This is a genomic window from Bacillus sp. 01N42_2 (genome assembly GCF_056399565.1).
The window spans coordinates 628451-654001 of sequence record NZ_JBFTRO010000001.1 but is presented as its reverse complement, the minus strand read 5'-3'; the positions used below and the strand labels follow the sequence as shown (position 1 = coordinate 654001).

Below are 25551 nucleotides of genomic sequence, written 5' to 3'. Positions count from 1 at the left end.
CCTTTTCCAACTCTTATGTATTTGATTTCATTTAAAATAAGAAAAAAAGGAGGGTAATTTATGACGTTAGAAGAGAACAAAATCCTCATGGTGGATGATGACGAACATATCTTAAACTTATTAATAACTTGCTTTGAAAAGGAAGGTTTCAGCAATATTTCCACAGCTATGACAGGGAGCGAAACCCTTCTGAAAATCGATCAGGAACTTCCGAATATTATTTTATTAGATGTCATGCTTCCGGACACTGATGGCTTCACCTTATGCAGCAAAATACGCTCCCATACAAATGTGCCGATACTCTTCTTAACGGCAAAAACAACAGATTTAGATAAATTGCAGGGGTTTAGTTTTGGGGGAGATGACTATATTACTAAACCATTTAATCCACTGGAAATTGTAGCTCGTGTAAAAGCCCAATTAAAGAGAACGACTCAACTCTCTTCTTCTTATCCTCTAAAACAGGTATACGATTATGAATATTTTAAAATAGATCCCAATACGGGAAGACTTGTTGTTAACGGGACAAGAGTTGATTGCCCTGCTCAGGAAATGAAACTTCTGATTTATTTTTGTGAACATCCCAATCAAATTTTAAGTAAACACCAAATTTATAAAGATGTGTGGGGAGAGTTTTATGGCGGAGATAGTACTGTAATGGTGCATGTAAGACGATTACGTGAAAAATTAGAGGAAGATCCGAGCAGACCAAGATGGATTAAAACAGTTCGGGGGCAGGGTTATATATTTGAAGTAGAGCCTATAAATGAGGATTTATTTTGAAGCTGAGAAATAGGATAGCATTTTACTTCGTATCGCGACTTTTTTTACTCATGTTTATTTGGGGTCTGCTCATTGTGGGGAGTATCATTTTTTTCAGTCTCGTCTTGGGTCAGAATAAAACGGAAACTCCACACTTATCCTTAAAAAAAATTGTTGGCCAAACAATTGTTGCAGATAAACACTTTTCAATTAATACGAAAGCAAAAGAAGATTTATTAGAGAACCGGATGTGGATTCAAATTTTAGATGAACAAGGAGATGAGGTTTTTTCTTTTAATAAACCTAAAAATATACCTAAGCATTATATTCTTGGAGAGTTAATATCAGATTACATGTATCCTGCCAAAAAAGGTTATCAATTATCTACGTGGTACGAAACGAAAAACAATCAGGATTTAACATGGGTATTGGGAAAGCCGATGGAAAAAAATAACCCTTTTTTCTATTGGGTGAATAACTTGTGGATTGTTGCTATTATGATTGCAGGGATTGTAATTGCCATATTTTATGGAAAAAAACTAGGTGCGCCCCTGCTGTTTATTGTATCTTGGATTGAGAATTTGTCTAAAGAAAAATATGAAGAACCTTATGACTGGAAGTTTCATTCAAGCAAACATAGACATAATAGATCTGGATATAAGACCTATCAAGAATTAATGCAGGCTTTGTCTGAACTTACCTCAACGCTTCAAAAGAATAAGACTGAGAGAGAATTATTAGAAAAGACACGAGAAGAGTGGATGGCTGGTGTCTCACATGATTTAAAAACTCCTCTTTCGGTTATTAAGGGGTATACTGTCCTTTTATCTTCAAATGAATATGAGTGGGAAAATCAGCAAGTGCGAGATTTTTCCTTAATAATGGAAGAACGTGTCGAATATATGGAAAAGCTGATTGAAGATTTCAACTTAACTTTTCAATTGAAAAATGAGTCGCTTCCAATCCATCTTGAAGAAAAAAACGTAGTGAAAGTAATGAATAACACTTTAGAAAAAATGAAGTTGTTACCGGAGTCAGAGAATAAGAGATTCGCTTTAGAATCCAGTCACAATAAGATACTTTTTAATATGGATGAAAGGTACCTAAAGCGTGCAGTTGAAAACTTGATTGCTAATTGTATTAAACATAATCCTCCGGGCACTAAAATAAAGGTCATCTTATACCAGGACGTGTTACATGACAATGAAATACAAATTATAATAGAGGACGATGGGATAGGAATGGATGAAGAGACGGTTGAATGTTTATTTGATCGGTATTTCAGAGGTATAAGCGCTTCGTCTAATAACTCCGGGACTGGATTAGGAATGGCTATTGCTAAACAAATTATTAAGGCGCATGGGGGAAATATTGATATATATAGTCAGCCGGGAATTGGCACAAGATTTAAAATTACCTTTCCGGGCTTGGCATCTAAGTATAACAATGTCAATTAGAAATAATCTATCTTACGTTTAGAAAGGGTGAAGCGGGTCTTTATAAAGGCCCGCTTTCTCTTGTTGCAGGGAATCGCTGAAAGCATTATGATGGGGGCATCAAATAATGATGGCTCCGAAAAGCCGTATCCTTTTGGAGGATGGTTGCATGAATAAAATCATGATAGTAGAAGACAGTGAAGACATTCGCGGACTATTGCGGAATTACCTTGAAAAATACGGCTATCAAACCGTGGCCGCCGATGATTTTACAGCTGTTCTTGATGTTTTTTTGCGGGAAAAACCTGATGTGGTGCTGCTTGATATCAACCTGCCGTCCTATGACGGGTATTATTGGTGCCGGCAGATCCGCCAGCATTCCACAAGCCCGATCATTTTCATCTCAGCCAGAAGCGGGGAAATGGATCAGGTGATGGCGATTGAAAACGGCGGAGACGATTATATCGAAAAGCCGTTTTCCTACGATATTGTGCTCGCGAAAATCAAAAGCCAGATCCGCAGAGCATACGGAGAGTACGCCGCCAAGCAGGGAGAGAAAGTGGTTGAATATGCCGGTGTGCAGCTCTTTGTCGAACGGTTTGAACTGCGCTTTCAAGACGAAAAAAGCGAGCTTTCTAAAAAAGAAAGCAAGCTTTTGGAGGTGCTGCTGGAGCGGGGAGAAAAGGTGACGGGGAGAGACCGGCTCATGGAAAAAACGTGGGACACCGACATTTTCGTCGATGACAATACACTTAATGTGTATATCACGCGGCTCAGAAAAAAACTGCGGGAGCTGAATGCGCCTGTTTCCATTGAATCGGTGCGGGGTGAAGGCTACCAGCTGAGGGCGCTGTCATGAAGCTGTTTCTCCGTTCCCATGCCGTGCTGATTCTGCTTTTTCTCCTTCAAGGGCTGTTTGTCTTCTTTTATTACTGGTTTGCGGGTCTTCATTCTTTTTCCCACCTGTTTTACATATTGGGCGTGCAGCTTCTTATTTTGGCGGGGTACCTGGCCTATCGCTGGTACAAAGACCGCGGCGTGTATCATTGGCTCAGCTCGGAGCAGGAAGGGACGGACATCCCGTATCTCGGGTCTTCAGTGTTTTGTTCAGAGCTGTACGAAAAGCAGATGGAGCTGATCCGGCTGCAGCACCAGAAGCTCCATGAGACCGAAGCCAAGCTCGACGCGCGGGTGACGTATATGAATCAATGGGTGCACCAAGTAAAGACGCCGCTGTCGGTCATTAATTTAATCATTCAGGAAGAGGATGAGCCCGTCTTTGAACAAATCAAAAAAGAGGTCCGGCAGATTGAATTCGGGCTGGAGACGCTCCTTTATTCATCACGGCTCGACCTGTTTGAGCGGGATTTTAAAGTCGAAGCGGTTTCCTTATCAGAGCTGCTCCAATCGGTCATTCAAAGCTATAAACGGTTTTTTATTCAATACCGCGTCTATCCGAAAATAGACATTCGCGATGATCATCAGATTTACACCGATGCCAAATGGCTCAAATTTGCGATCGGCCAAGTGGTCACAAATGCGGTCAAGTATTCGGCAGGCAAGAGTGACAGACTGGAGCTGAATGTCTTCCGCGATGAAGACAGGACGGTGCTTGAAGTCAAAGATTACGGTGTCGGCATTCCCTCGCAGGACATCAAGCGGGTGTTTGATCCTTATTTCACCGGCGAAAATGGGCGGCGTTTCCAAGAGTCTACAGGAATCGGCCTCCATCTCGTCAAAGAAATTACGGGCAAGCTCAATCATACGGCGGACATCAGTTCGTCCCCCGGTGAAGGGACATCGGTTCGATTTTCATTTCTTACAAAAATGTAAGACTGCGTTAAGAAAACAACATAGCTCGTTTTGTTTCCCCTTGATAACATGGATTCATGTCAAGGGGATTTTTTATGCTGAACGCCCCGGCACTACATGAAAGCAGCCCTGATCAACAAGAATAAAACCATAAGGAGGATTCTCATGGCGAATATGCTTGAAGTCAAACAGATAAATAAAACCTATAAGGGACAAGTATCCTATCAAGCCTTAAAACAAATTTCATTTTCAATAGAAGAAGGCGGGTTCACGGCGGTGATGGGACCGTCCGGCTCCGGAAAGACAACGCTTTTGAATATCATTTCTACGATTGACCGTCCGGATTCAGGCGATATCCTGATTCACGGAGAAAACCCGCACCGGCTGAAGCGGACAAAGCTCGCCCATTTCCGCCGCAAGCAGCTCGGATTTGTGTTCCAGGATTTCAACCTTCTGGACACGCTGACGATCGGTGAAAATATCATGCTGCCGTTAACGCTTGAAAAAGAAGCGCCGTCTGTCATGGAAGAAAAACTGCTCGGCATCGCGAAAAAGCTCGGAATCGAAGACCTGCTCAGCAAACGGACGTTTGAAGTATCCGGCGGACAGCGCCAGCGGGCCGCCATCGCAAGAGCGGTCATTCATAAGCCGTCACTCATTCTCGCCGATGAACCGACGGGAAATCTTGATTCCAAAGCGTCAAAAGACGTCATGGAAACGATGCAGAGCCTGAACCAGGATGATCATGTCACGGCTTTGATGGTGACCCACGATCCGGTTGCGGCAAGCTACTGCCGCCGTGTCATCTTTATAAAAGACGGCGAGCTGTTTAATGAGATTTACCGCGGGGAAAACCGCCAAGTCTTTTATGAACAAATTCTTGATGTGCTGTCTATGCTGGGGGGAAACGCAAATGACCTTTCTTCAGTTCGCTTATAAAAACGTCACGAGAAACAAAAGGGCCTATCTTGCATTCTTCTTGAGCAGCGCCTTTTCCGTTTTGATTTTCTTTACCTTTGCAATGTTCCTGTTTCATCCGGCATTAAAGGAAGGCTACCTGAATAACATCGCCAGAAAAGGGTTAACCGCAGCGGAATGGATGATCTTTGTTTTTTCTTTCTTATTTGTTCTGTATTCGGTTAATGCCTTTTTGAAATCGAGAAATAAAGAATTCGGCATCCTGCTGATGCAGGGCATCACGCCGGGGCAGCTGAGAAAGCTCATTACGGCGGAAAACATGATCATCGGCGTCATGTCGATCGCAGCCGGGATTATCGGAGGCTTCATTTTTTCGAAAACGTTCTTTACGGTCGGCGCTTATATTTTAGAAATGGACGCGCTGCCTCTGTATATGCCTTGGAAAGCGCTCGGCATGACGGCCGGCGGATTTCTGCTCTTATTTTTCCTTTTATCGCAGTTCACGATCCTTTTTGTCAGATCAAATACGGTGATCAAATTAATAAAGGGCACTGACAAGATCAAGCCGGAGCCGAAGCCGTCCGTGCTTCTGTCCTTATTCGGCATCGCCTGCCTGTGCGGCGGGTACGGCATGGTTCTGAAAGGCAATGTCCACGGGACTGAACCGTTCATCATTTTACTGCTCACCGTCATCGGCACGTATTTCTTTTTCAGCCAAAGCAGCATCTGGATTCTGCGCGCGCTGAAGAAGTGGAAAACCTTTTATCTGCGCGGGAAAAATGTCATTTGGGTTTCTGATCTTGTCTATCGTTTAAAAGACAACGCCCGCCTGTTCTTTATCGTCAGCATTATTTCCGCGGTAGCCTTTACGGCGACGGGCGTGCTCGCGATGTACAAAGCGACCGTCGGGGCGGAAGAGTCCGCTTATGAGATGGAGTATGTATCTTTCAGCAGCAATCCAAAGGAAAAGACTCATTTGAAAGATATTGACCATGAATTGAAAACACACGGCTTTACGTATAAGAAAGACAAAATAGATGTTTCCTATGTCCGCTATCAGGAAGGGGATACTGTTCCGCCTGTTTACATGATCAGCGAATCGGAGGCGGCGAAGTACTTCCATGTTAAGCTGAACGGCCTGAAACATGGTGAGGCCGTCTATTTCCCGGGCACGTATGACCGCAATTTCAAAAACGAAGCGCCGGATCAGCTGAAGCTGCTGGACCAAAAAGGCAAGCCGTCCGGCCAAAAACTGTCGGTAAAAGAAGTCGAAAAACCGCTGATTTCATTGAATGCCATCATCGCGGTGAACGATCAAACCTTTGATCGGCTGAAATCACTTGGTGATAAAGCGTCATTATACGGCTACAGCTACGATCATTGGAAAGACAGTCTTGGGATCAGCCAATCCTTGAAAAATGAGATTTACGGCAACTATATTGACGTGCATTCTGATTTTATGGCAAAAGCGGGCACCTACTATGATACGGTGCAGCTGCCGAGCTTGAGTTTATTCATCGGTCTGTTTATCGCGATCGTCTTCTTTGTCGCGGCAGCAAGTTTCTTATATTTCAGGCTGTTCACCGATTTAGATGACGACCGGGAGCGCTACCGTTCACTGGCCAAAATCGGCCTGAGTGAGCGTGAAATGTCACAAAGCGTGACGATACAATTGGCGATTCTCTTCTTCTTTCCATTTGTCATTGCCGTCATGCATACGCTGTTTGCCTTGAGAACATTGGCTGTGGAAGGTTATTCCGATGTAGCGGGGCCGCTCAGTCTGACCATCGGAGGATTTTTCATTTTTCAGCTTCTGTTCTTCCTTGCGGTGCGGTCAAGCTATTTGAAAAAACTGAACAAGTAAGGGGAGTGTAAAGATGAAAAAGGCATTGGCAATCCTGGCCGTCTTGGCGGCCGCTGCCGTCATATGCGGGCTTCTCTTTTTTCATAACGATGTTACAGACAGATTTAATCCGTTTATTCACCAGCAAGATGTTTATGTACAGATTGACCGAGATGGCAAACATCTTAGCCCGGGCGGTACTGAATATACATTAGACGGATACAACGCATCCGGAAAAAAAGAAGAAGTGACCTTTTTCGCCGGGAAAGACCTTCGGAAGAATGCCTATTTGAAGGTGAAGGCGAAAGGAAAGTATGTCGAGACTTGGGAAGAAGTCAGGTTTAAAGATATGCCGGACTCCGTACAGTCGAAATTAAAGTAAATCATACAAAACGGCACAGCGTCAGACTGTGCCGTTTTCTTATTTTTTATTTTCTTCAGCCCGTTTGATCAGCATGTCGGTGATGATATCCATCTGTTTGCTGACGGCAATCGGGTCATACGGATAGAAGGTGTTGAAGTCGTTGATAAAGACACGATTGTTCTTTACGGCGTCGAGATTTTTCCAAACGGATGAATCTTTCAGACGCTCAAATGTTTTGCTTTCTCCATTCGGATTGTAATCAGTGATGAACATATAATCAGCCGCATATTGAGGGATGACCTCTTGGGAAACCTGTTTCATGGCGCCCGTTTTCATGATGTCTTTGTCAATATTGGCCGGCGCTTTCAATCCGAGTGCGTTATAAACGGCTTGGCCGCCGCGGCCGGAATTGTCATTGAAAATCCAGATCTCGCCTTTATCCGTCGTTTCATAAAGGCCGACTGTCTCGTCTTTGCCGATCACACGTTTGAGGCGCTTTTGATCGGCTTCGGCTTTTTTGTTAAAGTCTGCCATAAAGCTTTTGGCTTTATCCTTCGCCCCGGCAATATCGCCGAACAGGCTGACCGTATCTTTCGTATTTTTTGCGGTGTTAAAAGGAATGACAATCGTCGGCGCGATTTTCGAAAGTTTTTCGTATTGATCATCCTTCATCAGCACGATTAAATCAGGCTTCAGCTGCATTACTTTCTCCACATTGACGGGATTGCCGATGTCCGTGGTGTTTTTCAGCTGTTTTTGGATAAATGGATTTTTGAAAGCCCATGAGCCCGCTCCGACGACATTTGCGTCAACGGACAGCAGCTCACCCGCATAAAAGTCAGTGACGATCCGCTTCGGATGTGCGGGTATGTCAATTTTTCCTTTTGTTGATTGATATGTACGCATGTCTGTTTTTCCTTTGCCTGATGCGGAGCCGCTGTTTTCCTTCGCGCCGCTGCAAGCGCTTAAGGCGAAAACAAGCAGAAGTGCCAGGCCGATCAGCCATGATCTTTTCTTCATCATGATCCCCCTATTTTAGTGATAATGATTATCATTATTAATATAGCAGGAAGACCTTATTCCGTCTATGTTTTTATAGAAATCCTTTCTTGATTATCCATGTTATAGTAGTAAAGGAGGAGGAATGAATGTTGATTACGAAGAGAGGAACTTGGTGGGAAGTGCTGCACAGCTGGTGGCTGCTGCTGACTTTTGCGCCGTTTGCGCTCACCGCTTTCTTGGCCTTTTTCTATATCGGCTACCGGGCCAAGAACAAAAAATGGCTGAAATACGGACTTATCTATTTTATTATTTTAGCAATTGCTTTTGTGCTGCCGGGCACACCCGGCGTGTATATCGTGCTGCCTCTATGGGCCATCGCCATCATCCACGGGCTGAAGGTGCGGGCGGCTTATTTGATACAGCTTGATGTGTTTAAACAAAACGTCGAAGCCAGAGCGTATGAAGCGGTTAGGCATGCGGCGGAAGAAAAATTCGGCGGAAAACCCGCTCAGCGCATTGACCTGACAAAACAGAGATAAAAACAAATGACAAAGCCGGTAACCTTGTGCTTTGTCATTTGCGTGATCGGGCTATTGCTGGTATGAATGCTGCTGGAACGGTGTGTGATGCTGGGTTTGCGGGAATGATGAAACGTTAGCGTTTGTCATCGGTGAAGTCAGATGTCCGCTTACTTCCTGCTGCAGCTGATTGCACACATTCACGATTTGCTGACATTTTTGGATGGCCATTTCATGACCCTGCAACGCTTGCTGAATGGTATGAACGGCATGCTGCTCATGGTTCAGCATCTGCTGAAGCATTTGAATGTTTTGCTGTTCCTGCTGGAGCATTTGCTTGTACTGCTGGCTGCTTTGCTGTGTCTGCTGAATAAGCTGCTGTGCGGTTTGGCGGCATTGCTGCAGCTGATTTCCGCTGTATTGGTTTTGGTACATCATGAAAACCTCCTGGAGTGATTGATTTTACATATTTATCATGTGAAAGAAAATGTGAGGCATTCATGCGAGAATGGCATTCAAATATTTACCTGTTATGTACAGAGCGGAATACAAGGCTCGGGAATGGCCTGTCGAGCTTTGTATTCCGGCCCTTTTTCTCAGAAGCCGCCTTCTGTAGCGTGAAAAGGGATATTGAGTCTGTTTTCGACTGCACGCAGGCGCTGATTCAAACGGTTTAAGCGGCGGGTATGGATTTCAATGGACTGGCTCAGCCGTCTGATCTGCTCATTCATCCGCGTGATTTCCCGGTTTTGGCGCTGGTCTTCTTGTGAGAGGCGGGTAAGCTCTCTCGTTTGCTCGGCATTTTGTCTTTCAAGCTGGGCAACTCTCCGTTCTAAACCTGTCGGCTGCCGCTCTTCGGACTGGTAGGGCGCATAATAGCTTTCCTGCTGATACGGCTCATACTCAACGCGGTTCACTTCGTATTCCTGCTGCTGAGGGAAATAGGCAGGCGGGGTGTAGTACTGATATGGGTTCATTCATCATTCTCCTTATCTAGTGAAGTCTTTATACACTATGTAGTCAATCGCACAGTGCCACGGCATCCGCCTAACTTACAGGCGTAAAAAAAGCTGCAAAGGAAGGTGATCATGTTGCGGAACATACGGATTTTCATCATGATGGTTCTTGTTTTCGGATGCGTCATGATAACAGGCTGCTCGCAAAAGAAAGCGGACGAGACCCCTTTTTATTACGGGACATGGGATGCGGGGCTGAAACCAGGTCCGATGGACGGAGTCAGATCTGAAACCGTCACGTTTACGAAAGACAGCGTGCTGACAAAGCAGGTCATTAAAGGCCGCGGCGAGGTTCCTATGCCCTCGGATGCTTACAAGGTGATCTCACAAAACACGGACGGAACGATCGAGATTGAATACCTCGGGCGTCCGCATCCCGTCAAAAGCACGTTGAAAAGAGGAAAAAACGATACGCTCATTTGGAAGATATACGGAGAAACAAAAACAATGACAAGAATAAAAACAGGCGGGGAGGATGCACATGAGAAATAAGGCTGCCGACAGACTCGTTTTGACGGGTGTCATCGTACATATCATTCAATGGTTTTCACTGGTATGGTTATTTTTTATGCTTGTAGATCAGTTCGGGCGTTTTACCATTTATAATCCCAATGTCGTCAACGGCAGCATGCAGTCTTTTTCATTCTTTGATATGATGCGCGCTCTTCTGTTTTCCGGCACGCTGCGGAATACACTCCTGCTGTTTCTGTTTGCGGCGCTGCTCATTTACCTATGGGTGAACGCCCTGTTTATTCTGCTGGAAATCGTTTCTTACATCATGATCAGGCGGAACAGCCGTTCATTATGGGCATACTTTCCCGCAGCGATGGGAATAAAGCTTGCCCTTCTGGACATAGCGGCCGTCCCTTTCTTTGCGGCCGGACTGATTCTCTTGAAGCAGAAAACAGATAACGGCGCAGAACAAACCGATAAGAGGACAAGACGGCCCCGTATCCGGAGACAGATCCGGTATAAGCAGAGAAGGCGGAGAAATCCGTCCGTTTAATTTTTCTTTGAAACGAAAAAACGATATGATGAAAGCATAAGACGAAAAGGATACAAAGGAGATGCAGGATGTACAAGTTAATCGCAATAGATATGGACGGAACACTATTAAACGATCATCATGAAGTGACGGCTGAAGTCCGCGGGGCGCTTGATGCCGCTAAAGCGGAAGGGGTCAATATCGTTCTGTGCACGGGACGGCCGATCGGCGGCGTGCGGCGGTATTTGGAAGAGCTGAACTTACAGGAGGAAGGCGACTTTGTGATTGCTTATAACGGCGCCCTCGTCCAAAATACGTATACAAACGGTGTCGTGGCCGAGCAGTCATTAGGTTATGAGGATTTGAAGTCCCTTTACGAGCTGAGCTTACAGCTGGACACTCCGATGCATTACTTTGACACAGCTAATCTGTACACGCCGAACCGGGATATCAGTGAATACACGGTTTACGAATCATATATCACGAAAGTGCCGCTTCATTTCCGCACGATTGATGAGGTGCCGAAGGATATTCTGATTCCGAAAGTCATGTTCATCGACGATCCCGACAAGCTGGAGAAAACGATCGCTTCCATTCCGGAATCATTCACGGAAACATACACAATGGTCAAAAGCGCGCCGTTCTTTCATGAGATTCTTCACCCGAAAGTCAGTAAAGGAAACGCGGTCAAGCTGCTGGCTGAAAAACTCGGAATTGAACAAAAAGACGTCATGGCAATCGGCGATAACGGCAATGACATGTCTATGATTCAGTGGGCCGGCTGCGGTGTCGCTATGGCCAATGCCATCCCGGAAGTAAGGGAAATTGCAAATTTTGAAACAAAATCAAACAACGAACACGGCGTAGCGCATGCGATTCAGGAGCTTGTGCTGAAAAAATAGGCACCCCATCAGAGGGTGCTTTTTTACCGCGTGTTTTGGTGATATGATAAGCGGAGAGGGGAGGCGCGATATGGATCGTGAAAAACAGCAGCTCAGCATAGAAGCGGCAAAACTATATTATCAATCAGATTACAGCCAGCAGCAGATCGCCGAACGGCTTAATCTGTCACGCCCCACCGTTTCGAGGCTGCTTCAGTACGCAAAGGAAAAAGGATATGTCCAAATTCGCGTCATGGACCCGTTTGAGGATCTGGACGAGCTCGGCGCGAAGCTGGAAGAAAAATACGGGCTGCTTGAGGCGCACGTCGTCTTTTCTCCAAGTGACGATTACCAGGCCATTACACATTACTTAAGCCGTTATGGCGCAGACTATATGCATAAAACCGTAAAGGACGGCGATATACTCGGCGTAAGCTGGGGGACGACGATGTACCAGATCGCAAGCCGCATGGAGCCGAAGCAGGTAAAGAGCGTTGAAGTCGTACAGCTGAAAGGCGGCATCAGTCATTCCAATGTCAATACGCATTCGTCAGAAACGATTCAGCTGTTCGCCGAAGCATTTCAGACCATGCCGAGGTATTTGCCGCTGCCGGTTATATTTGACAGCGCCGATGTGAAACAGATGGTCGAGCGGGACAGACATATTAAGCGGATCATTGAAATGGGCAGACAAGCCAATATCGCGCTGTTTACGGTCGGAACCGTCCGGGATGAGGCCCTGCTTTTCAGACTCGGCTATTTCCGGGAAGAAGAGAAACAATTGCTGAAAGCGCGCGGAGTCGGCGATATTTGTTCGCGTTTTTTTGACGAGGAAGGCAGGATCTGCAGCAGCAGCATTAACGGCCGGACGATCGGAGTCGAGCTCAGCGACTTGAAAATGAAAGAACGTTCGATTCTGGTGGCGGGCGGCAGCAGAAAATGCAAGGCCATTCACGGGGCCCTGAAAGGAAAGTACGCCAACGTTTTGATTACCGATCAGCACACGGCCAAAAAACTCATTCAAGAATTGTGACAATTCATGAACATAATTTCAATAACCAATTTACATATGTTCAAAATTCGGTTATTCTAAACCTATCCTAGGAAAAAGGAAGTGCATACAATGTCAATTGCAAGTCAAATAGACCATACTGCTTTGAAACCGCATACACAAAAAGCAGATATTTTACAACTGATAAAAGAAGCAAAAGAGTATAAATTCGCATCCGTTTGTGTGAACCCGACTTGGGTCAAACTCGCAGCGGAGGAGCTGAAGGGCACGGGAGTTGACGTTTGCACCGTTATCGGATTCCCTCTCGGCGCAACGACATCGGAAACAAAAGCATTTGAAACGAAGGATGCCATCTCAAAAGGAGCCACTGAGGTTGACATGGTCATCAATATCGGCGCATTAAAAGACGGTGATGATGAGGCTGTTGAGGCTGATATCCGCGCGGTAGTTGAAGCAGCTGATAAAAAAGCGCTCGTCAAAGTGATCATCGAAACATGTCTTTTGACAGATGAAGAAAAAGAGCGCGCGTGCCGTTTGGCGGTATCCGCAGGCGCCAATTTCGTCAAAACGTCTACCGGTTTTTCGACAGGCGGGGCAACGGCTGAAGACATTGCTCTCATGAGAAAAACAGTCGGACCGGACATCGGTGTCAAAGCATCAGGCGGCATCAGAACAAAAGCTGATGTTGACAGCATGATCGCTGCGGGCGCGAGTCGGATCGGCGCAAGTGCGGGCGTCTCTATCGTGAGCGGCGGAGACAGCGGCAGCAGCGACTATTAATCAGCAGTGCGGAAGCTGAAAGCTTCCGCCATCCTCTTTCTTTGTTGATGCATAAAAAATTGTAAGCGAATACAAATAAAAGGAGAACACATATGAAGTATCTCATCGGAATTATCGGTATCATTGTGTTTTTAGGTCTTGCCTGGCTCGCCAGCAATGGCAAAAAAAGAATCAGAATACGGCCGATCGCCGTCATGCTCGTACTGCAGCTGGTTCTCGGTTACATTCTCCTCAACACCGGTATCGGGAATTTTCTTGTCGGCGGTTTTGCAAAAGGATTTAACTATTTGCTGGAATATGCATCAGAAGGGATTAACTTTGTATTCGGCGGACTTGTGAATGCGAAACAGACGACGTTCTTCATGAGCGTGCTTCTGCCGATCGTCTTTATATCCGCTTTAATCGGAATTCTGCAGCATTGGAAGGTCCTCCCCTTCATCACGAAGTATATCGGTCTTGCGTTAAGCAAGGTGAACGGAATGGGGAAAATCGAATCTTACAACGCTGTCGCCTCCGCAATTTTAGGGCAATCAGAAGTGTTTATCAGCTTGAAAAAACAGCTCGGCTATCTTACTGAACAGCGCTTATACACGCTTTGCGCATCTGCTATGTCGACGGTCTCAATGTCGATCGTCGGTTCTTACATGATGATGCTGAAGCCGGAATACGTCGTGACGGCGCTTGTGCTGAACTTATTCGGCGGATTTATCATCGCTTCTATCATCAACCCGTACACCGTCAGCAAAGAAGAGGATTTGATTGTCGTTCCTGAAGAAGAAAAGCAATCCTTTTTTGAAGTGCTCGGTGAGTATATAATGGATGGATTCAGAGTCGCCGTTGTCGTAGCGGCGATGCTGATCGGATTTGTCGCACTCATTGCCCTGGTCAACGGCGTTTTTAACGCGGTCTTCGGCATTACATTCCAGGCGCTGCTCGGCTATGTCTTCGCGCCGTTTGCGTTTTTAACCGGTATTCCGTGGAATGAAGCGGTGAGCGCCGGAAGCATTATGGCGACGAAAATGGTATCGAATGAATTTGTGGCGATGCAGACGCTCTCATCCGGCGATTTCCATTTCAGTGCGCATACACAGGCAGTGGTATCTGTATTCCTTGTCTCATTCGCGAATTTCTCCTCTATCGGTATCATTACGGGTGCGGTGAAAGGACTGCATGAAAAGCAAGGAAACGTCGTCGCGCGGTTCGGGCTGAAGCTGCTGTACGGCGCAACGCTCGTCAGCTTCCTGACAGCGGCGATCGTGGGATTGATTCACTGAACATAATTGAAGGACAGGTGATAGATCATGAGAATGGTAGATCTTATTGTAAAAAAACAAAACGGAAAAGAACTGACAACAGAAGAAATTCAATTTTTCGTAAAAGGATATACGGACGGAAGCATCCCTGATTACCAGGCAAGCGCCCTTGCCATGGCGATTTACTTTCAGGATATGACAGATCGGGAGCGCGCCGATCTGACAATGGCGATGGTCAATTCAGGGGAAACGATTGATCTCTCCGCCATCGAAGGCATCAAGGTCGACAAGCACTCTACGGGCGGGGTCGGCGACACGACGACCCTCGTACTCGCACCGCTCGTCGCGGCGCTCGGCGTTCCCGTTGCTAAAATGTCCGGACGCGGCCTCGGCCATACGGGGGGAACCATTGATAAACTGGAAGCGATCGAAGGCTTCCACGTGGAATTGTCAAAAGATGAATTCATCAAGCTTGTGAATCGCGACAAAGTAGCCGTCATCGGACAAAGCGGCAACTTGACGCCTGCCGATAAAAAGCTGTATGCGCTGCGTGATGTAACGGGTACGGTAAACTCCATCCCGCTGATCGCAAGCTCCATTATGAGTAAAAAAATCGCCGCCGGAGCAGATGCGATCGTGCTTGACGTCAAAACGGGCGCCGGCGCGTTTATGAAAACGGATGAAGACGCCGTGAACCTCGCCAAAGCAATGGTCCGCATCGGAAACAACGTCGGCCGCCAGACGATGGCCGTGATTTCTGACATGTCACAGCCGCTCGGTTTTGCGATCGGGAATGCCCTGGAGGTTCAAGAAGCCATTGATACGTTAAGAGGGGAAGGCCCTGAAGACTTAAACGAACTCGTCCTCACGCTCGGCAGCCAAATGGTCGTATTGGCGAAAAAAGCCGAGACATTGGAAGAAGCGAGAACGAAGCTGCAGGAAGTCATGAAAAACGGCAAAGCGCTTGAAAAGTTCAAAGAGTTCCTGAGCAATCAGGGCGGAGACGCTTCCGTCGTTGACGAACCGTCCAAACTTCCGCAGGCGGCGTACAAAATTGACGTCCCGGCAAAAGAAGCGGGTGTCGTTTCAGAAATCATCGCTGACGAAATCGGCGTCGCAGCGATGCTGTTAGGCGCGGGACGTGCGACAAAAGAGGACGAAATCGACCTTGCCGTCGGCATCATGCTCCGTAAAAAAGTCGGTGACAAAGTCGAAAAAGGAGAGCCGCTCGTCACCCTTTACGCCAACCGCGAAAACGTTGACGACGTGACCGCCAAAGTCTATGACAACATCCGCATCTCAGAAAAAGCGGAAGCACCGAAGCTGATTCATACGCTGATTACGGAATAAGAAAAAAAGGCACATACCCCTTAAGTATGTGCCTTTTTTTATGGCATGGTTTTATCCAAATGAATGTCACGAAAGCGATCGGAACGAGAGGATATAACGGCGTGCGGAAGGTCAGATCTGTGAGGCGGCCGCTGTTTTTTACATCATGCTTTCGAAATAAGAGCTGAGACAGGGCAATGCTCATCCACACCACGACGCCGGCAAATCCGGCTGCAGCGTCGTACTGCTGCGCAGGAGAACCGGATACACATATCGGCAGCCGCCGCGGCCGGAACCTGCAAACTCATCCAGCATGGAAAAGCCATCACAGCCGCCATCAAAACCCCCAAAACCATCCGGCTTAACTCCAACGGCACCATTTCCGGGGAAATGACCAGGACCTGAACAATAACCGGCAGCAGCAAAGCCCGAATCAACCTGAACGGCACAAATTATGACGGCGTCTCCTGAAAGAATGGGACTCAGGCAAGTGAGAAGGAAGTCGTAACGTTCAGTGTGCTGAGCAGTGACGGCGAGGCTGTTTGGGGAGTGGAGTGAACCAGCACCAGTTCTATTTGGAGGGTGCTTTTTTGCTTGCTAATTAGGAAAATGACCTTCTATTGCTTTTAATAAACTATTTGAATTATGATGGATTCAATCTCTATCGTTTGCCGAACAGTATAAATAAAAAACTAAAAATATGACTACATATCTAAGAATAAACGAAAGGAAGTTTAATTTTGAAAAAAACAATAAAAGTAGCCGCCGCAGTTATACAAAATGAAAACAATGAAATTCTATGTGCTCTACGTTCGCCAAAAATGTCTCTCCCTAATCTATGGGAGTTTCCTGGTGGAAAGCTTGAAGAAGGGGAGAATGCACAGGAAGCACTTGTGCGAGAAATTGAAGAGGAACTGGACTGTAAAATTGTTGCAGGCGATGTGATTGCTGATATTCACCATGAATATGAGAAGGTCATCGTAAATTTAATATCAATAAAAGCGGAGATTGTATCAGGGAAGCCGGTAGCGAAAGAGCACGCAGAATTCAGATGGGTGCCTATCCATGAACTTGAATCACTAGAATGGGCACCCGCTGATCTTCCGACAGTTTCTGCTTTAATTCGTTAAATCCACATACAAGTTTTCTGGGACAGGCCGATGAAGCTTCCATTTGACATTCATTGGCTTGTCTCCGTGGCTTGATACGTAATCCGCTTCTCCTAAATAAATAAATGGTAAAGTAATGTTGTGCATTTCAGTGAATTTCCTCACAAATAAATGAATATGGTATCCTTTTTCCTTATGATGAATAAAGTTTTGCCCTACGCTTGAAGCATGTGAGGTTTGGTTTTGACTTTGCCAGTGAAAATGGCTAGGATCAATAAAATAATCTTTATATAGCAAATGATCTTCTACTTTTTCTGACTTATTCAAATTGATAAAGATTAAATAGTGATTTTTAACTCTACGTACGCCCTCTCGCCAAGTCCCTTTCTGATCAGTTGACTGAAAAAGATAAATGAGTTCATTTCTTGTATAGGTTTGATACATTGTAAGCTTTATCTCTTTTGAAGTCAGGGTTTCAATATTATTCATTCTACGATACTCCATAAGGCCGAATTGCACACGCTCCATGAGATAGTCCCCAAAAATAGGATCTTCTAAGATTTGGTTCACTTCAGGGGCTACCTCAAATGTATGATCTTTAAAAGAGCCGAATGACCAATTCTGTTTCTGAACGGGCTTTTCTAAACGCTCCATTGCCCGTTCAATAAGATTATCATGAGTATTTGTTGTGATTTTGATATGAAATTGTTGCTCTAATGTCTCTTTTACTTTTTCGACCGTAATGATATTAGCTTGAAAGGCACATTGCAAAATCAACCATTCATAGGGCCATTTAATAGGTAATTGCTGCTCTAATCTGGCTACCATTTCTACAACCATTGGATGATTGAGAATGAGCTGATCTGATTCGTTCAAATCGTCCATTTTCTTTTTTGTCTGTACCCATGACTTGTATTTCTTTATAAAAAAGGTAAGCCCAGGTGCCTGTTCGGAGTATAGAAAATCAATTAACTCTGGAGAGCGTCCTAGCTCTTGTTTAAATTGCTTGTATAACGTTTTCAGCATGGCATCTGAATTTAGTTTAATATGATCGATCTTATTCAAAATTTCTTTCTTCGTTACAGCTGAAAGGTCAACATATGATCCTCCAGGTAAATCTGCAAACTCATGTGTCACGGCCACTCGGAGGGAATCTTTATCAAACGATTTTTGGCTTGTTTGTCCAGATAGTGCGAGTGGAATAACGAATGACTTTTGATAGTTTCCGATAAAGTCCAGTATCGTTACAAACTCTTTGTCATCAGTTTTTCTTAGTCCCCGTCCTAATTGTTGAATAAAAATCGTTGGTGATTCTGTTGGTCTAAGGAACAATAGTAGATTGAGTTTTGGAATATCTATTCCTTCGTTGAAAATATCTACTGTAAATATAAGTTCTAAACTGTGGTGCGGGTCCTCCAATTGTCGAATGATCTCTTGTCTTTTTGAAGGAGGATCATTTCCTGTTAAGTAAGTTGTATAAAACCCCAATTTGTTAAATTCATCACTCATGTATATTGCGTGTTCGACGTTTGTACAGAATCCTAAGCCAACCATTTTCTCGCCGTGAAATCCATACATGTTGATCATCTTAATGATATATTCTACTCGTTTATGAGTTTTTAAATGATTGACTAGAGATTTCTCTTCGTACATCCCATTTTTCACTTTTACTTTTTCGTAATCTACAGTATGATCTGAAATTCCGAAATAGTGAAATGGCGCAAGTAGCTCTGCCTTTAGAGCGTCGCGAAGCCTGATTTCATAAACTACATTATGATCACAAATCTGAAGCACATCTTTACCGTCAAGACGCTCTGGTGTTGCAGTTAAACCTAATAAAAACTTTGGTGTAAAGTAGTTTAATACAGCTTGATAGGTAGATGCTTCAGCATGATGGAATTCATCAATCACAATGTAGTCAAATTCATCTGTTGAAAAGGATTCCAAAGTTTCTTTTTTGTGTAATGTTTGTACAGTGCTAAATAAAAAGCGCTTATCTCTTTCTTTTTTTGTTCCAGTCAATAAACCAAAGTCTTTATGATTATTTGTGACTTTCTGGAATGTTTCGATTGCTTTTGTAAGTAACTCTTCCCGGTGGGCAAGAAAAAGATATTTATTTGGTTTAAATTGCTCAAAATCAAATGCTGCTAAAAATGTTTTTCCAGTGCCAGTGGCGGCGATGATGACGGCTTTTGTTTCCCCTTCGTTTCTTGTTTTTTTAAGGTTTCGTAATGCTTCTTTTTGCATAGCATTCGGGGACATTTTCGTTTTGTAAAGAGAGTTTTGAGCAACAAAGGAAGCACTTACTTTTTGGCTTCCTGCTTGGAATTCCTCATAGGCTTGTAAAAATTGTTCGTCAACAGGCTGTGTCTTTTCATTCCAAACCGTGTCAAACAAATCTTTTGTTTGTTGATAAACAGGGAGATATCTGGTTTCGGGTAGTCTAACATTTAACTCATACCCTGTCGTAAGGGCAGCTTGCGATAGGTTTGAAGACCCTACAATGACACTATGCTGTCCAGAACAGCGTTCAAATAAGTATGCCTTCGTATGGAAGGATTTTTTATATTCATTTACAATTCTCAACTGAACATTCTCAAATTGAAGAAGATGTCTTAATGCCTTTGGCTCTGTAATACCCATATAGGTTGATGTAATGATGCGTACAGGGACGTGTCTTTTAGCAAGCTCCTGAAGAGGAGGAATCAGGAGCTGAACACCAGACCACCTTGTAAAACTAACCATAAAGTCTACACGGTCTGCCGTTAACATCTCGTGTTTTAATGCTTTGAAAAAGTTATCATGAGTTTGATGATTTCCTAGCAGTTTCAGACGATGCAGAGAAAAGTCATCTGAAACAGGAAGTTCCATTTCATTTAAGCTGTAGAGCACTGTGGAAAGCGGTAATGAGAAATTCGTATGTTGTCCCAGCTGGGATGAAATCTTCTCGCTCAGTTGAATCGCTTGTTCATACTGATTTTGATCCACAAGTGCTTGAAATGTCTCGCTGAGTTGTTTTGCTGTATGTAAAGTCAAAACCTCTGTATATTCTTTTGGGTTAACTGGTTGAATGTGATGTGGTGTTGGATAATGTTTTTGCTGTTGCTGAATTTCCTCATGGAAGCCTCTATGATTTCTCATCATAATCTCCTTTTTTATATCAATAATTCCATTTTATCACTACTTTTACCAATAGGTAATACTGAAAAAGGAGAGAATAAAGTCCTATTAAGCGTTTATAAAAATAATGCTGAGGTAAGTTTGGTGGAGTATTCTTATATAGCAAAGGAGGATCAATACTTTATATTTAATTGGTACATCCGTTAAAATGTAAGCGTTGACACCCAATAAATCCAGTGCTAAAGTATACATATCAACCCAATATCATTCACCTAGGATTGTTACTGCAAACCGCAGGCAAAACCTAAATTGCGTCAGACAGGGGAAGACCTCCGTGTGCTGTGCAGTTTAGGTTTTTTTTATACCCTTTTTTGGAGGTGATGCTGATTTCATAACAAAAAAAGCCGGAGAAAGGCGGCCACCTTTCGTCCGGCAGTTCCCCCATTTTTAAGGAGGTAGACTCATGGACTATCATAAAATATCAAAAGAGATATTACAACTTGTCGGCGGGGAGGAGAATGTTCAGAGTGTCATCCATTGCATGACGCGGCTTCGTTTTAATCTGTATGATAATACGAAAGCAGATCGGGACGGGCTGGAACAGACGGAAGGCGTGATGGGGACAAATATCAGCGGCGAGCAATTTCAGATCATTATCGGCAATCATGTGCCGAAGGTGTATCAGGCTTTAATGGAGATCAGCGGGCTCAGCAGTGAAAGCGCAAACAAAACTTCAAAGCAGAAGAAAAATGTGCTGAGCGCCGTGTTTGATGTGATTTCCGGCGTGTTTACACCGATTCTGCCGGCCATTGCCGGGGCGGGCATGATAAAAGGACTTGTCGCGTTAGCGGTGACATTCGGCTGGATGTCGGAGAAGAGCCAGACTCACAGCATTCTTACGGCTGTCGGTGATGGTGCGTTTTATTTTCTGCCGATTTTGCTTGCGGTAAGCGCGGCGAGGAAATTCAGATGTAATCCGTACGTGGCGGCTGCTGTGGCGGGTGCGATTTTGCATCCGGATTTGACGGCCTTGCTTGGGTCTGGGAAAAGCATCTCCTTTATCGGTCTTCCTGTAACCGCTGCCACGTATTCATCGACAGTCATTCCGATTTTGCTGGCGATCTGGCTGATGTCCTATGTGGAGAAGGGAATCGATCGAATCACTCCTTCTTCTTTGAAATTGATTGCTGTTCCGATGCTTACGCTTGTGATCGTCGTGCCTGTCACACTGATCACAGTCGGCCCGCTCGGCGCGATTCTCGGAAATGATCTGTCTGTCGGCGTCAATTATTTGTTCAGTCATGCGGGGATTGCCGCAATGATTCTGCTGGCCGGCACATTTTCGCTCATCATTATGACGGGGATGCATTATGCGCTTGTGCCGATCATGATCAATAACATCGCTCAAAACGGACGTGATTACATTCTGCCTGCGATGTTTTTGGCGAACATGGGGCAGGCCGGCGCGTCATTTGCGGTTTTCTTGAAATCAAAAAACAAAACCTTTAAATCACTTGCGTTTACGACGAGCATTACGGCTTTGATGGGCATAACCGAACCTGCCATGTACGGCGTTAACATGAGATTGAAAAAACCGTTCGCGGCTGCTTTAATCGGCGGCGCGGCAGGCGGAGCTTTTTACGGTGTAACGGGCGTCGCTTCCTACATTGTCGGCGGAAACGCGGGTCTGCCGAGCATTCCGGTCTTCATCGGGCCGACGTTTCTTTACGCGTTGATCGGGCTTTTTATCTCGTTTGCGGCGGGTATGGCGGCGGCACTGCTGATCGGGTTTGAAGATGTACAGTCTGAACGGGACAAAGCATCTGAAACGCCGGGTGTGACGGCTGGCGGAGAAATCATTCACAGCCCGATTAAAGGCGAAGTGAAGGCATTAAGCGAAGTGAACGACAGCGTGTTTTCCGGTGGAATGATGGGAAAAGGTTTTGCGATTCTGCCTGAAGAGGGCGCGGCGGTTTCTCCCGTAGAAGGCAGGGTGACAGCCGTATTTAAAACAAAGCACGCCATCGGCATTACGAGTTCCCGGGGAGCCGAAATTCTCATTCATATCGGGCTTGATACGGTACGGCTGGATGGCAGGCATTTTGAAATGCACGTTAAAGAAGGCGATACCGTCGCGCCGGGAGATCTGCTGATTACTTTTGATATCGAAGAGATAAAGGCTGCCGGCTTTGACGTGATGACGCCGGTCATCATTACGAATACGGATCAATATTTATTTACAGACGTGAAAAAACGCGGAATGGTCAAACCGAACGAAGCGCTTCTGGCGTTATCCTGAAAAAGAGGTGGAGAAAACATGAAGAGATTTCCGGAAGGTTTTTTATGGGGCGGCGCAACGGCTGCCAATCAGATTGAAGGCGCTTATAAAGAAGGCGGCAAAGGACTTTCTACGGCGGATGTCTCCCCGGACGGCATTATGTCTCCGTTTCATGAGACGGACGATGCGCTGAATCTGTATCACGACGCGATTGATTTTTATCACCGCTATCAAGAGGATATCGCCCTGTTTGCAGAGATGGGCTTTAAAGCGTTCCGCACCTCCATTGCGTGGACGAGAATTTTTCCGAACGGCGATGAAACAGAACCGAACGAAGAAGGGCTGCAATTTTACGATCGTCTTTTTGACGAATTGAGGAAACATCAGATCGAACCGGTCGTCACGATTTCTCACTATGAGATGCCGCTCGGTTTGGTGAAAAACTACGGCGGCTGGCGAAACCGCCAAACGGTCGATTTCTATGAACGGTACGCCCGTACGGTTTTCACCCGTTATAAAGACAAAGTGAAATATTGGATGACCTTCAATGAAATCAACGTCGTTCTTCACGCTCCGTTCACAGGCGGCGGTCTTATATTCCGGGAAGGCGAAAATAAGCAAAACACGATGTACCAAGCAGCCCACCACCAATTTGTGGCGAGCGCGCTGGCGGTAAAAGCCGGCCATGAGATCATCCCGGATTCACAGATCGGCTGCATGATCGCCGCGACGACGACGTATCCGATGACGCCGAAGCCGGAGGATGTATATGCGGCAATGCAAAAAGAGCGGAGCACGCTGTTCTTTTCTGATGTGCAGGCGAGGGGCAGCTATCCGGGCTACATGAAGCGCTTCTTTAAAGAAAACGGAATTACGATCGAGATGAAGGAAGGAGACGAGGCGCTCCTGAAAGAACATACGGTGGATTACATCGGCTTCAGCTACTACATGTCGATGACGGCCAGCACGGCGCCTGAGGATCTGGCGCAAGCTAAGGGAAATCTCCTCGGCGGCGTGAAAAACCCGTACCTGAAATCTTCCGAATGGGGCTGGCAGATTGATCCGAAGGGCTTGCGCATCACTTTAAACACGCTGTACGACCGTTATCAGAAACCGCTCTTTATCGTCGAAAACGGGCTCGGCGCGGTTGATGAGCCGGAGGAAGACGGAAGCATTCAGGATGAATACCGCATCGATTATCTGCGTGATCATTTAATAGAAGCAAGAGAGGCGATTGAAGACGGCGTCGACCTGATCGGCTACACGTCGTGGGGGCCGATTGACCTCGTCAGCGCCTCAACCGCTGAAATGAAAAAGCGCTACGGCTATATTTATGTCGACCGCGGCAATGACGGAAAAGGCACATTTGAAAGAAAGAAAAAGAAAAGCTTTTATTGGTATAAAGACGTCATCGCCACAAACGGAGAAAGTCTGTAAACATAATGTTCAGGAGAAAGCCGGCAAAATTGACATTCAGCAATGAGAGGAGGACAATAAAAGCAGAAAGGCGGGATTCATATGTTTAAAAAAATTCTTGCAGCAGTAGACGGTTCAGACATGAGCAGCAAAGCTCTGGATGCAGCGATCCATCTGGCGAAAGAACAACAGGCGGAACTCACCATTCTCTATGCGGGACGTGAAGCCGTTGTCTCCACAACAGCCTTAACCGGCATTGTCTATGTTCCGGAAAACTTCATTGAAGACATCAAACATGAAGTCGAGCAAAAAGGAGCAGCTATTCTGGAAGACGCTAAGCAGAAAGCGGCGGAAAGCGGAGTAAACGCGGAAAGCCTGTACGTTCAAGGCGAACCTGCACATCAAATTTTAAACATAGCGAAAGAACAGCATTTCAATCTGATTGTCGTTGGAAGCCGCGGAATCAGCGGATTTAAAGAAATGATGCTCGGAAGCGTGAGCCACAAAGTCTCACAATTGTCTCCTTGCCCTGTACTGATCGTTCATTAAACAGACGGCCCTGCTGATGCGGGGCTTTTTTTATGAGAAAAGACCTCCGTCTCTCGAAAAATAGGGTGAAATCTTCCTCTGAATCAAGTAAAATGGCTGTTAGTATTTGTCTGAATAAACAGTCAATGATATGGGGGGACGCGAATCAATGCAAGCTAAACAAACATCAAATGCCGTTATCAAAATGGTCATTTCCATGGTCATTTTCGGATCAATCGGCTTTTTCTCAGAACATACGAATGTGCCTTCAATTGAACTGGTCTTTGTGAGATGTCTGTGCGCCTCATTGTTTCTGGGCGTTTGCTGGTTTGGTTCCGGACGGTACCGCACCGAACAATGGAACCGGCGTGAGGTGCTGCAGACACTGGCCTGCGGTTTTTTTCTCGTGCTGAACTGGGTGTTTTTATTTAAATCATTTGAGGAAACATCAGTGACGATAGCGATTTCCGTTTATCATCTGGCTCCGGTTCTCGTCCTTCTTCTAGGGAGCCTTATATACCGGGAGAAACTGCATCTTGTGTCCGTCACTTCCATCGTGATTTGTTTTCTGGGCACCGCTCTGATTTCTGGCATCAACGGAAATACATCATTTTCTCAGCTGATGGGATCGGGTATTATTTGGGCCGTGCTGGCCGCCCTTTTTTACGCCTTTACGACACTGGCCGGGAAAGGTATCAACAGCCTCAGCCCATATGCGGTCACCTGTTTGCAGACCGGGTTGGGCGTTATCATTCTTCTCCCGTTCGTCCGTTTCGGCGCTTTTTCTGATTTGTCGCATGTGAACTGGATCATGATTGTGTCGACCGGTATCATCCATACGGGGATTGTGTATTTGCTCTTTTTTGACAGCTTGCGGTTTTTATCCACCCGGTTTATTTCAATCATCGTATTTCTTGATCCGGCAGTGGCGATTGTGCTTGACACCGTATTTACGGGATTTCGCCCCGACCTTTATCAATCTTTGGGGATCGTGATGATTTTTGCGGGGATGGCGCTGTCCTTGATTCGAAAGCATAAAGCCGTGCCTGCGGAGGCTCAGGCAGACAGCACCCGAATATAGGCGGCCGTACCGGCTGCTTTTTTTATTTTGGGGCTTTTCAGCCATAACGAAAAAGCAGACAAACAGATCATGGAAAAAGAGGATAGTAATTGTATAATACTTCATGTG

Annotated in this window: 24 protein-coding genes and 2 pseudogenes; 21 read left to right on the top strand and 5 right to left on the bottom strand. The window is 45.5% G+C overall.

Annotation, left to right across the window (positions count from 1 at the left end; all coding sequences use genetic code 11):
- Nucleotides 1-60: 60 nt before the first annotated feature.
- The 7 genes from AC1DN5_RS03390 (at nt 61) to AC1DN5_RS03360 (ending at nt 7153) form a co-directional block, all read left to right on the top strand.
- A complete protein-coding gene (locus AC1DN5_RS03390) occupies nt 61-783 on the top strand; it encodes a response regulator transcription factor (RefSeq protein ID WP_047477465.1) in 723 nt (240 codons plus the stop codon).
- Nucleotides 780-2219 carry a sensor histidine kinase gene (locus AC1DN5_RS03385; RefSeq protein ID WP_327814902.1) on the top strand — a complete coding sequence of 480 codons (1440 nt, stop codon included), beginning with the start codon at nt 780-782 and terminating at the stop codon, nt 2217-2219. Before AC1DN5_RS03390 ends, AC1DN5_RS03385 begins: the two co-directional genes overlap by 4 nt.
- 148 nt (nt 2220-2367) lie before the next feature.
- On the top strand, nt 2368-3057 hold the full coding sequence (gene yxdJ / locus AC1DN5_RS03380) for a two-component system response regulator YxdJ (protein ID WP_047477471.1): 690 nt from the start codon (nt 2368-2370) through the stop codon (nt 3055-3057).
- Nucleotides 3054-4031 carry a two-component system sensor histidine kinase YxdK gene (gene yxdK, locus AC1DN5_RS03375; RefSeq protein WP_366969910.1) on the top strand — a complete coding sequence of 326 codons (978 nt, stop codon included), beginning with the start codon at nt 3054-3056 and terminating at the stop codon, nt 4029-4031. Before yxdJ ends, yxdK begins: the two co-directional genes overlap by 4 nt.
- A gap of 144 nt (nt 4032-4175) precedes the next feature.
- Entirely contained in the window at nt 4176-4949 is a 774-nt protein-coding gene (gene yxdL / locus AC1DN5_RS03370) for an ABC transporter ATP-binding protein YxdL (RefSeq protein ID WP_366969909.1), read from the top strand.
- The gene (yxdM, locus tag AC1DN5_RS03365; RefSeq protein ID WP_366969908.1) at nt 4924-6792 is read left to right on the top strand and encodes an ABC transporter permease YxdM; all 1869 of its coding nucleotides are present in this window, start codon (nt 4924-4926) and stop codon (nt 6790-6792) included. The genes yxdL and yxdM overlap by 26 nt, the downstream gene beginning before the upstream one ends.
- A 13-nt stretch (nt 6793-6805) precedes the next feature.
- Nucleotides 6806-7153: a YxeA family protein gene (locus tag AC1DN5_RS03360; RefSeq protein WP_016937432.1), complete on the top strand. Its 348-nt coding sequence runs from the start codon at nt 6806-6808 to the stop codon at nt 7151-7153.
- Between the two features lie 39 nt (nt 7154-7192).
- Here the strand turns inward: AC1DN5_RS03360 and AC1DN5_RS03355 are convergent, their stop codons facing one another.
- On the bottom strand, nt 7193-8155 hold the full coding sequence (locus tag AC1DN5_RS03355; protein ID WP_366969907.1) for an iron-hydroxamate ABC transporter substrate-binding protein: 963 nt from the start codon (nt 8153-8155) through the stop codon (nt 7193-7195).
- A gap of 128 nt (nt 8156-8283) precedes the next feature.
- On the opposite strand from AC1DN5_RS03355, the gene AC1DN5_RS03350 reads away from it, so the two are divergent.
- A complete protein-coding gene (locus tag AC1DN5_RS03350) occupies nt 8284-8676 on the top strand; it encodes a hypothetical protein (protein WP_366969906.1) in 393 nt (130 codons plus the stop codon).
- Between the two features lie 51 nt (nt 8677-8727).
- Here AC1DN5_RS03350 and AC1DN5_RS03345 read toward each other — a convergent pair whose 3' ends face one another.
- Nucleotides 8728-9090 (bottom strand): hypothetical protein, encoded by a 363-nt coding sequence (locus AC1DN5_RS03345; protein WP_016937435.1) that lies wholly within the window; start codon nt 9088-9090, stop codon nt 8728-8730.
- 161 nt (nt 9091-9251) lie between these two features.
- Nucleotides 9252-9632, bottom strand: coding sequence for a hypothetical protein (locus AC1DN5_RS03340; RefSeq protein ID WP_016937436.1), 381 nt, complete (start codon nt 9630-9632; stop codon nt 9252-9254).
- A gap of 111 nt (nt 9633-9743) precedes the next feature.
- Between AC1DN5_RS03340 and AC1DN5_RS03335 the strand changes: the two genes are divergently transcribed.
- The 7 genes from AC1DN5_RS03335 (at nt 9744) to AC1DN5_RS03305 (ending at nt 15932) form a co-directional block, all read left to right on the top strand.
- Nucleotides 9744-10163 (top strand): lipocalin family protein, encoded by a 420-nt coding sequence (locus AC1DN5_RS03335; RefSeq protein ID WP_366969905.1) that lies wholly within the window; start codon nt 9744-9746, stop codon nt 10161-10163.
- The gene (locus tag AC1DN5_RS03330) at nt 10153-10677 is read left to right on the top strand and encodes a hypothetical protein (protein ID WP_188154256.1); all 525 of its coding nucleotides are present in this window, start codon (nt 10153-10155) and stop codon (nt 10675-10677) included. The genes AC1DN5_RS03335 and AC1DN5_RS03330 overlap by 11 nt, the downstream gene beginning before the upstream one ends.
- Before the next feature lie 68 nt (nt 10678-10745).
- On the top strand, nt 10746-11558 hold the full coding sequence (yidA, locus tag AC1DN5_RS03325; RefSeq protein WP_016937439.1) for a sugar-phosphatase: 813 nt from the start codon (nt 10746-10748) through the stop codon (nt 11556-11558).
- 70 nt (nt 11559-11628) lie between these two features.
- Nucleotides 11629-12570, top strand: coding sequence for a sugar-binding transcriptional regulator (locus tag AC1DN5_RS03320; protein WP_327814899.1), 942 nt, complete (start codon nt 11629-11631; stop codon nt 12568-12570).
- Nucleotides 12571-12660: 90 nt separating this feature from the next.
- A complete protein-coding gene (gene deoC, locus AC1DN5_RS03315; protein WP_016937441.1) occupies nt 12661-13329 on the top strand; it encodes a deoxyribose-phosphate aldolase in 669 nt (222 codons plus the stop codon).
- 92 nt (nt 13330-13421) lie between these two features.
- Nucleotides 13422-14603: a NupC/NupG family nucleoside CNT transporter gene (locus tag AC1DN5_RS03310; RefSeq protein ID WP_045925564.1), complete on the top strand. Its 1182-nt coding sequence runs from the start codon at nt 13422-13424 to the stop codon at nt 14601-14603.
- Nucleotides 14604-14630: 27 nt separating this feature from the next.
- Nucleotides 14631-15932, top strand: a complete 1302-nt coding sequence (locus AC1DN5_RS03305; protein WP_016937442.1) for a pyrimidine-nucleoside phosphorylase — start codon at nt 14631-14633, stop codon at nt 15930-15932.
- 73 nt (nt 15933-16005) lie between these two features.
- On the opposite strand, the pseudogene AC1DN5_RS03300 reads toward AC1DN5_RS03305, so the two are convergent.
- Nucleotides 16006-16149 (bottom strand): annotated as a pseudogene (locus AC1DN5_RS03300) (amino acid permease); the annotation flags it as partial.
- On the opposite strand from AC1DN5_RS03300, the pseudogene AC1DN5_RS03295 reads away from it, so the two are divergent.
- Nucleotides 16139-16469 (top strand): annotated as a pseudogene (locus AC1DN5_RS03295) (lipocalin-like domain-containing protein); the annotation flags it as partial. The pseudogenes AC1DN5_RS03300 and AC1DN5_RS03295 overlap by 11 nt on opposite strands.
- A gap of 182 nt (nt 16470-16651) precedes the next feature.
- Nucleotides 16652-17041, top strand: a complete 390-nt coding sequence (locus AC1DN5_RS03290; RefSeq protein WP_264819397.1) for a (deoxy)nucleoside triphosphate pyrophosphohydrolase — start codon at nt 16652-16654, stop codon at nt 17039-17041.
- Here the strand turns inward: AC1DN5_RS03290 and AC1DN5_RS03285 are convergent.
- Complete coding sequence (locus tag AC1DN5_RS03285) at nt 17030-20161, bottom strand: DUF3427 domain-containing protein (RefSeq protein WP_366969962.1); 3132 nt, start codon at nt 20159-20161, stop codon at nt 17030-17032. The two genes, AC1DN5_RS03290 and AC1DN5_RS03285, sit on opposite strands and share 12 nt — an antisense overlap.
- Before the next feature lie 442 nt (nt 20162-20603).
- Between AC1DN5_RS03285 and AC1DN5_RS03280 the strand changes: the two genes are divergently transcribed.
- From AC1DN5_RS03280 to AC1DN5_RS03265, 4 genes are all read left to right on the top strand, one after another.
- Nucleotides 20604-22439: a beta-glucoside-specific PTS transporter subunit IIABC gene (locus AC1DN5_RS03280; protein WP_366969904.1), complete on the top strand. Its 1836-nt coding sequence runs from the start codon at nt 20604-20606 to the stop codon at nt 22437-22439.
- A gap of 18 nt (nt 22440-22457) precedes the next feature.
- Complete coding sequence (locus tag AC1DN5_RS03275; RefSeq protein ID WP_342007234.1) at nt 22458-23855, top strand: aryl-phospho-beta-d-glucosidase; 1398 nt, start codon at nt 22458-22460, stop codon at nt 23853-23855.
- A gap of 81 nt (nt 23856-23936) precedes the next feature.
- A complete protein-coding gene (locus tag AC1DN5_RS03270) occupies nt 23937-24383 on the top strand; it encodes a universal stress protein (protein WP_016937450.1) in 447 nt (148 codons plus the stop codon).
- A 130-nt stretch (nt 24384-24513) separates the two neighbouring features.
- Nucleotides 24514-25443, top strand: coding sequence for a DMT family transporter (locus AC1DN5_RS03265; RefSeq protein ID WP_366969903.1), 930 nt, complete (start codon nt 24514-24516; stop codon nt 25441-25443).
- Nucleotides 25444-25551 lie beyond the last annotated feature (108 nt).

What these genes read in the sequence shown, in the direction of transcription:
- AC1DN5_RS03270 (WP_016937450.1), top strand. Translation starts at nt 23,937, where the DNA reads ATGTTTAAAAAAATTCTTGCAGCAGTAGACGGTTCAGACATGAGCAGC.
- yxdL (WP_366969909.1), top strand. Translation starts at nt 4,176, where the DNA reads ATGGCGAATATGCTTGAAGTCAAACAGATAAATAAAACCTATAAGGGA.
- AC1DN5_RS03280 (WP_366969904.1), top strand. Translation starts at nt 20,604, where the DNA reads ATGGACTATCATAAAATATCAAAAGAGATATTACAACTTGTCGGCGGG.
- yidA (WP_016937439.1), top strand. Translation starts at nt 10,746, where the DNA reads ATGTACAAGTTAATCGCAATAGATATGGACGGAACACTATTAAACGAT.
- AC1DN5_RS03335 (WP_366969905.1), top strand. Translation starts at nt 9,744, where the DNA reads ATGTTGCGGAACATACGGATTTTCATCATGATGGTTCTTGTTTTCGGA.
- yxdK (WP_366969910.1), top strand. Translation starts at nt 3,054, where the DNA reads ATGAAGCTGTTTCTCCGTTCCCATGCCGTGCTGATTCTGCTTTTTCTC.
- AC1DN5_RS03305 (WP_016937442.1), top strand. Translation starts at nt 14,631, where the DNA reads ATGAGAATGGTAGATCTTATTGTAAAAAAACAAAACGGAAAAGAACTG.
- AC1DN5_RS03390 (WP_047477465.1), top strand. Translation starts at nt 61, where the DNA reads ATGACGTTAGAAGAGAACAAAATCCTCATGGTGGATGATGACGAACAT.
- AC1DN5_RS03275 (WP_342007234.1), top strand. Translation starts at nt 22,458, where the DNA reads ATGAAGAGATTTCCGGAAGGTTTTTTATGGGGCGGCGCAACGGCTGCC.
- deoC (WP_016937441.1), top strand. Translation starts at nt 12,661, where the DNA reads ATGTCAATTGCAAGTCAAATAGACCATACTGCTTTGAAACCGCATACA.
- AC1DN5_RS03310 (WP_045925564.1), top strand. Translation starts at nt 13,422, where the DNA reads ATGAAGTATCTCATCGGAATTATCGGTATCATTGTGTTTTTAGGTCTT.
- AC1DN5_RS03340 (WP_016937436.1), bottom strand. Translation starts at nt 9,632, where the DNA reads ATGAACCCATATCAGTACTACACCCCGCCTGCCTATTTCCCTCAGCAG.
- yxdM (WP_366969908.1), top strand. Translation starts at nt 4,924, where the DNA reads ATGACCTTTCTTCAGTTCGCTTATAAAAACGTCACGAGAAACAAAAGG.
- AC1DN5_RS03355 (WP_366969907.1), bottom strand. Translation starts at nt 8,155, where the DNA reads ATGAAGAAAAGATCATGGCTGATCGGCCTGGCACTTCTGCTTGTTTTC.
- AC1DN5_RS03345 (WP_016937435.1), bottom strand. Translation starts at nt 9,090, where the DNA reads ATGTACCAAAACCAATACAGCGGAAATCAGCTGCAGCAATGCCGCCAA.
- AC1DN5_RS03350 (WP_366969906.1), top strand. Translation starts at nt 8,284, where the DNA reads ATGTTGATTACGAAGAGAGGAACTTGGTGGGAAGTGCTGCACAGCTGG.
- AC1DN5_RS03330 (WP_188154256.1), top strand. Translation starts at nt 10,153, where the DNA reads ATGAGAAATAAGGCTGCCGACAGACTCGTTTTGACGGGTGTCATCGTA.
- AC1DN5_RS03265 (WP_366969903.1), top strand. Translation starts at nt 24,514, where the DNA reads ATGGGGGGACGCGAATCAATGCAAGCTAAACAAACATCAAATGCCGTT.
- AC1DN5_RS03320 (WP_327814899.1), top strand. Translation starts at nt 11,629, where the DNA reads ATGGATCGTGAAAAACAGCAGCTCAGCATAGAAGCGGCAAAACTATAT.
- AC1DN5_RS03360 (WP_016937432.1), top strand. Translation starts at nt 6,806, where the DNA reads ATGAAAAAGGCATTGGCAATCCTGGCCGTCTTGGCGGCCGCTGCCGTC.
- AC1DN5_RS03285 (WP_366969962.1), bottom strand. Translation starts at nt 20,161, where the DNA reads ATGAGAAATCATAGAGGCTTCCATGAGGAAATTCAGCAACAGCAAAAA.
- yxdJ (WP_047477471.1), top strand. Translation starts at nt 2,368, where the DNA reads ATGAATAAAATCATGATAGTAGAAGACAGTGAAGACATTCGCGGACTA.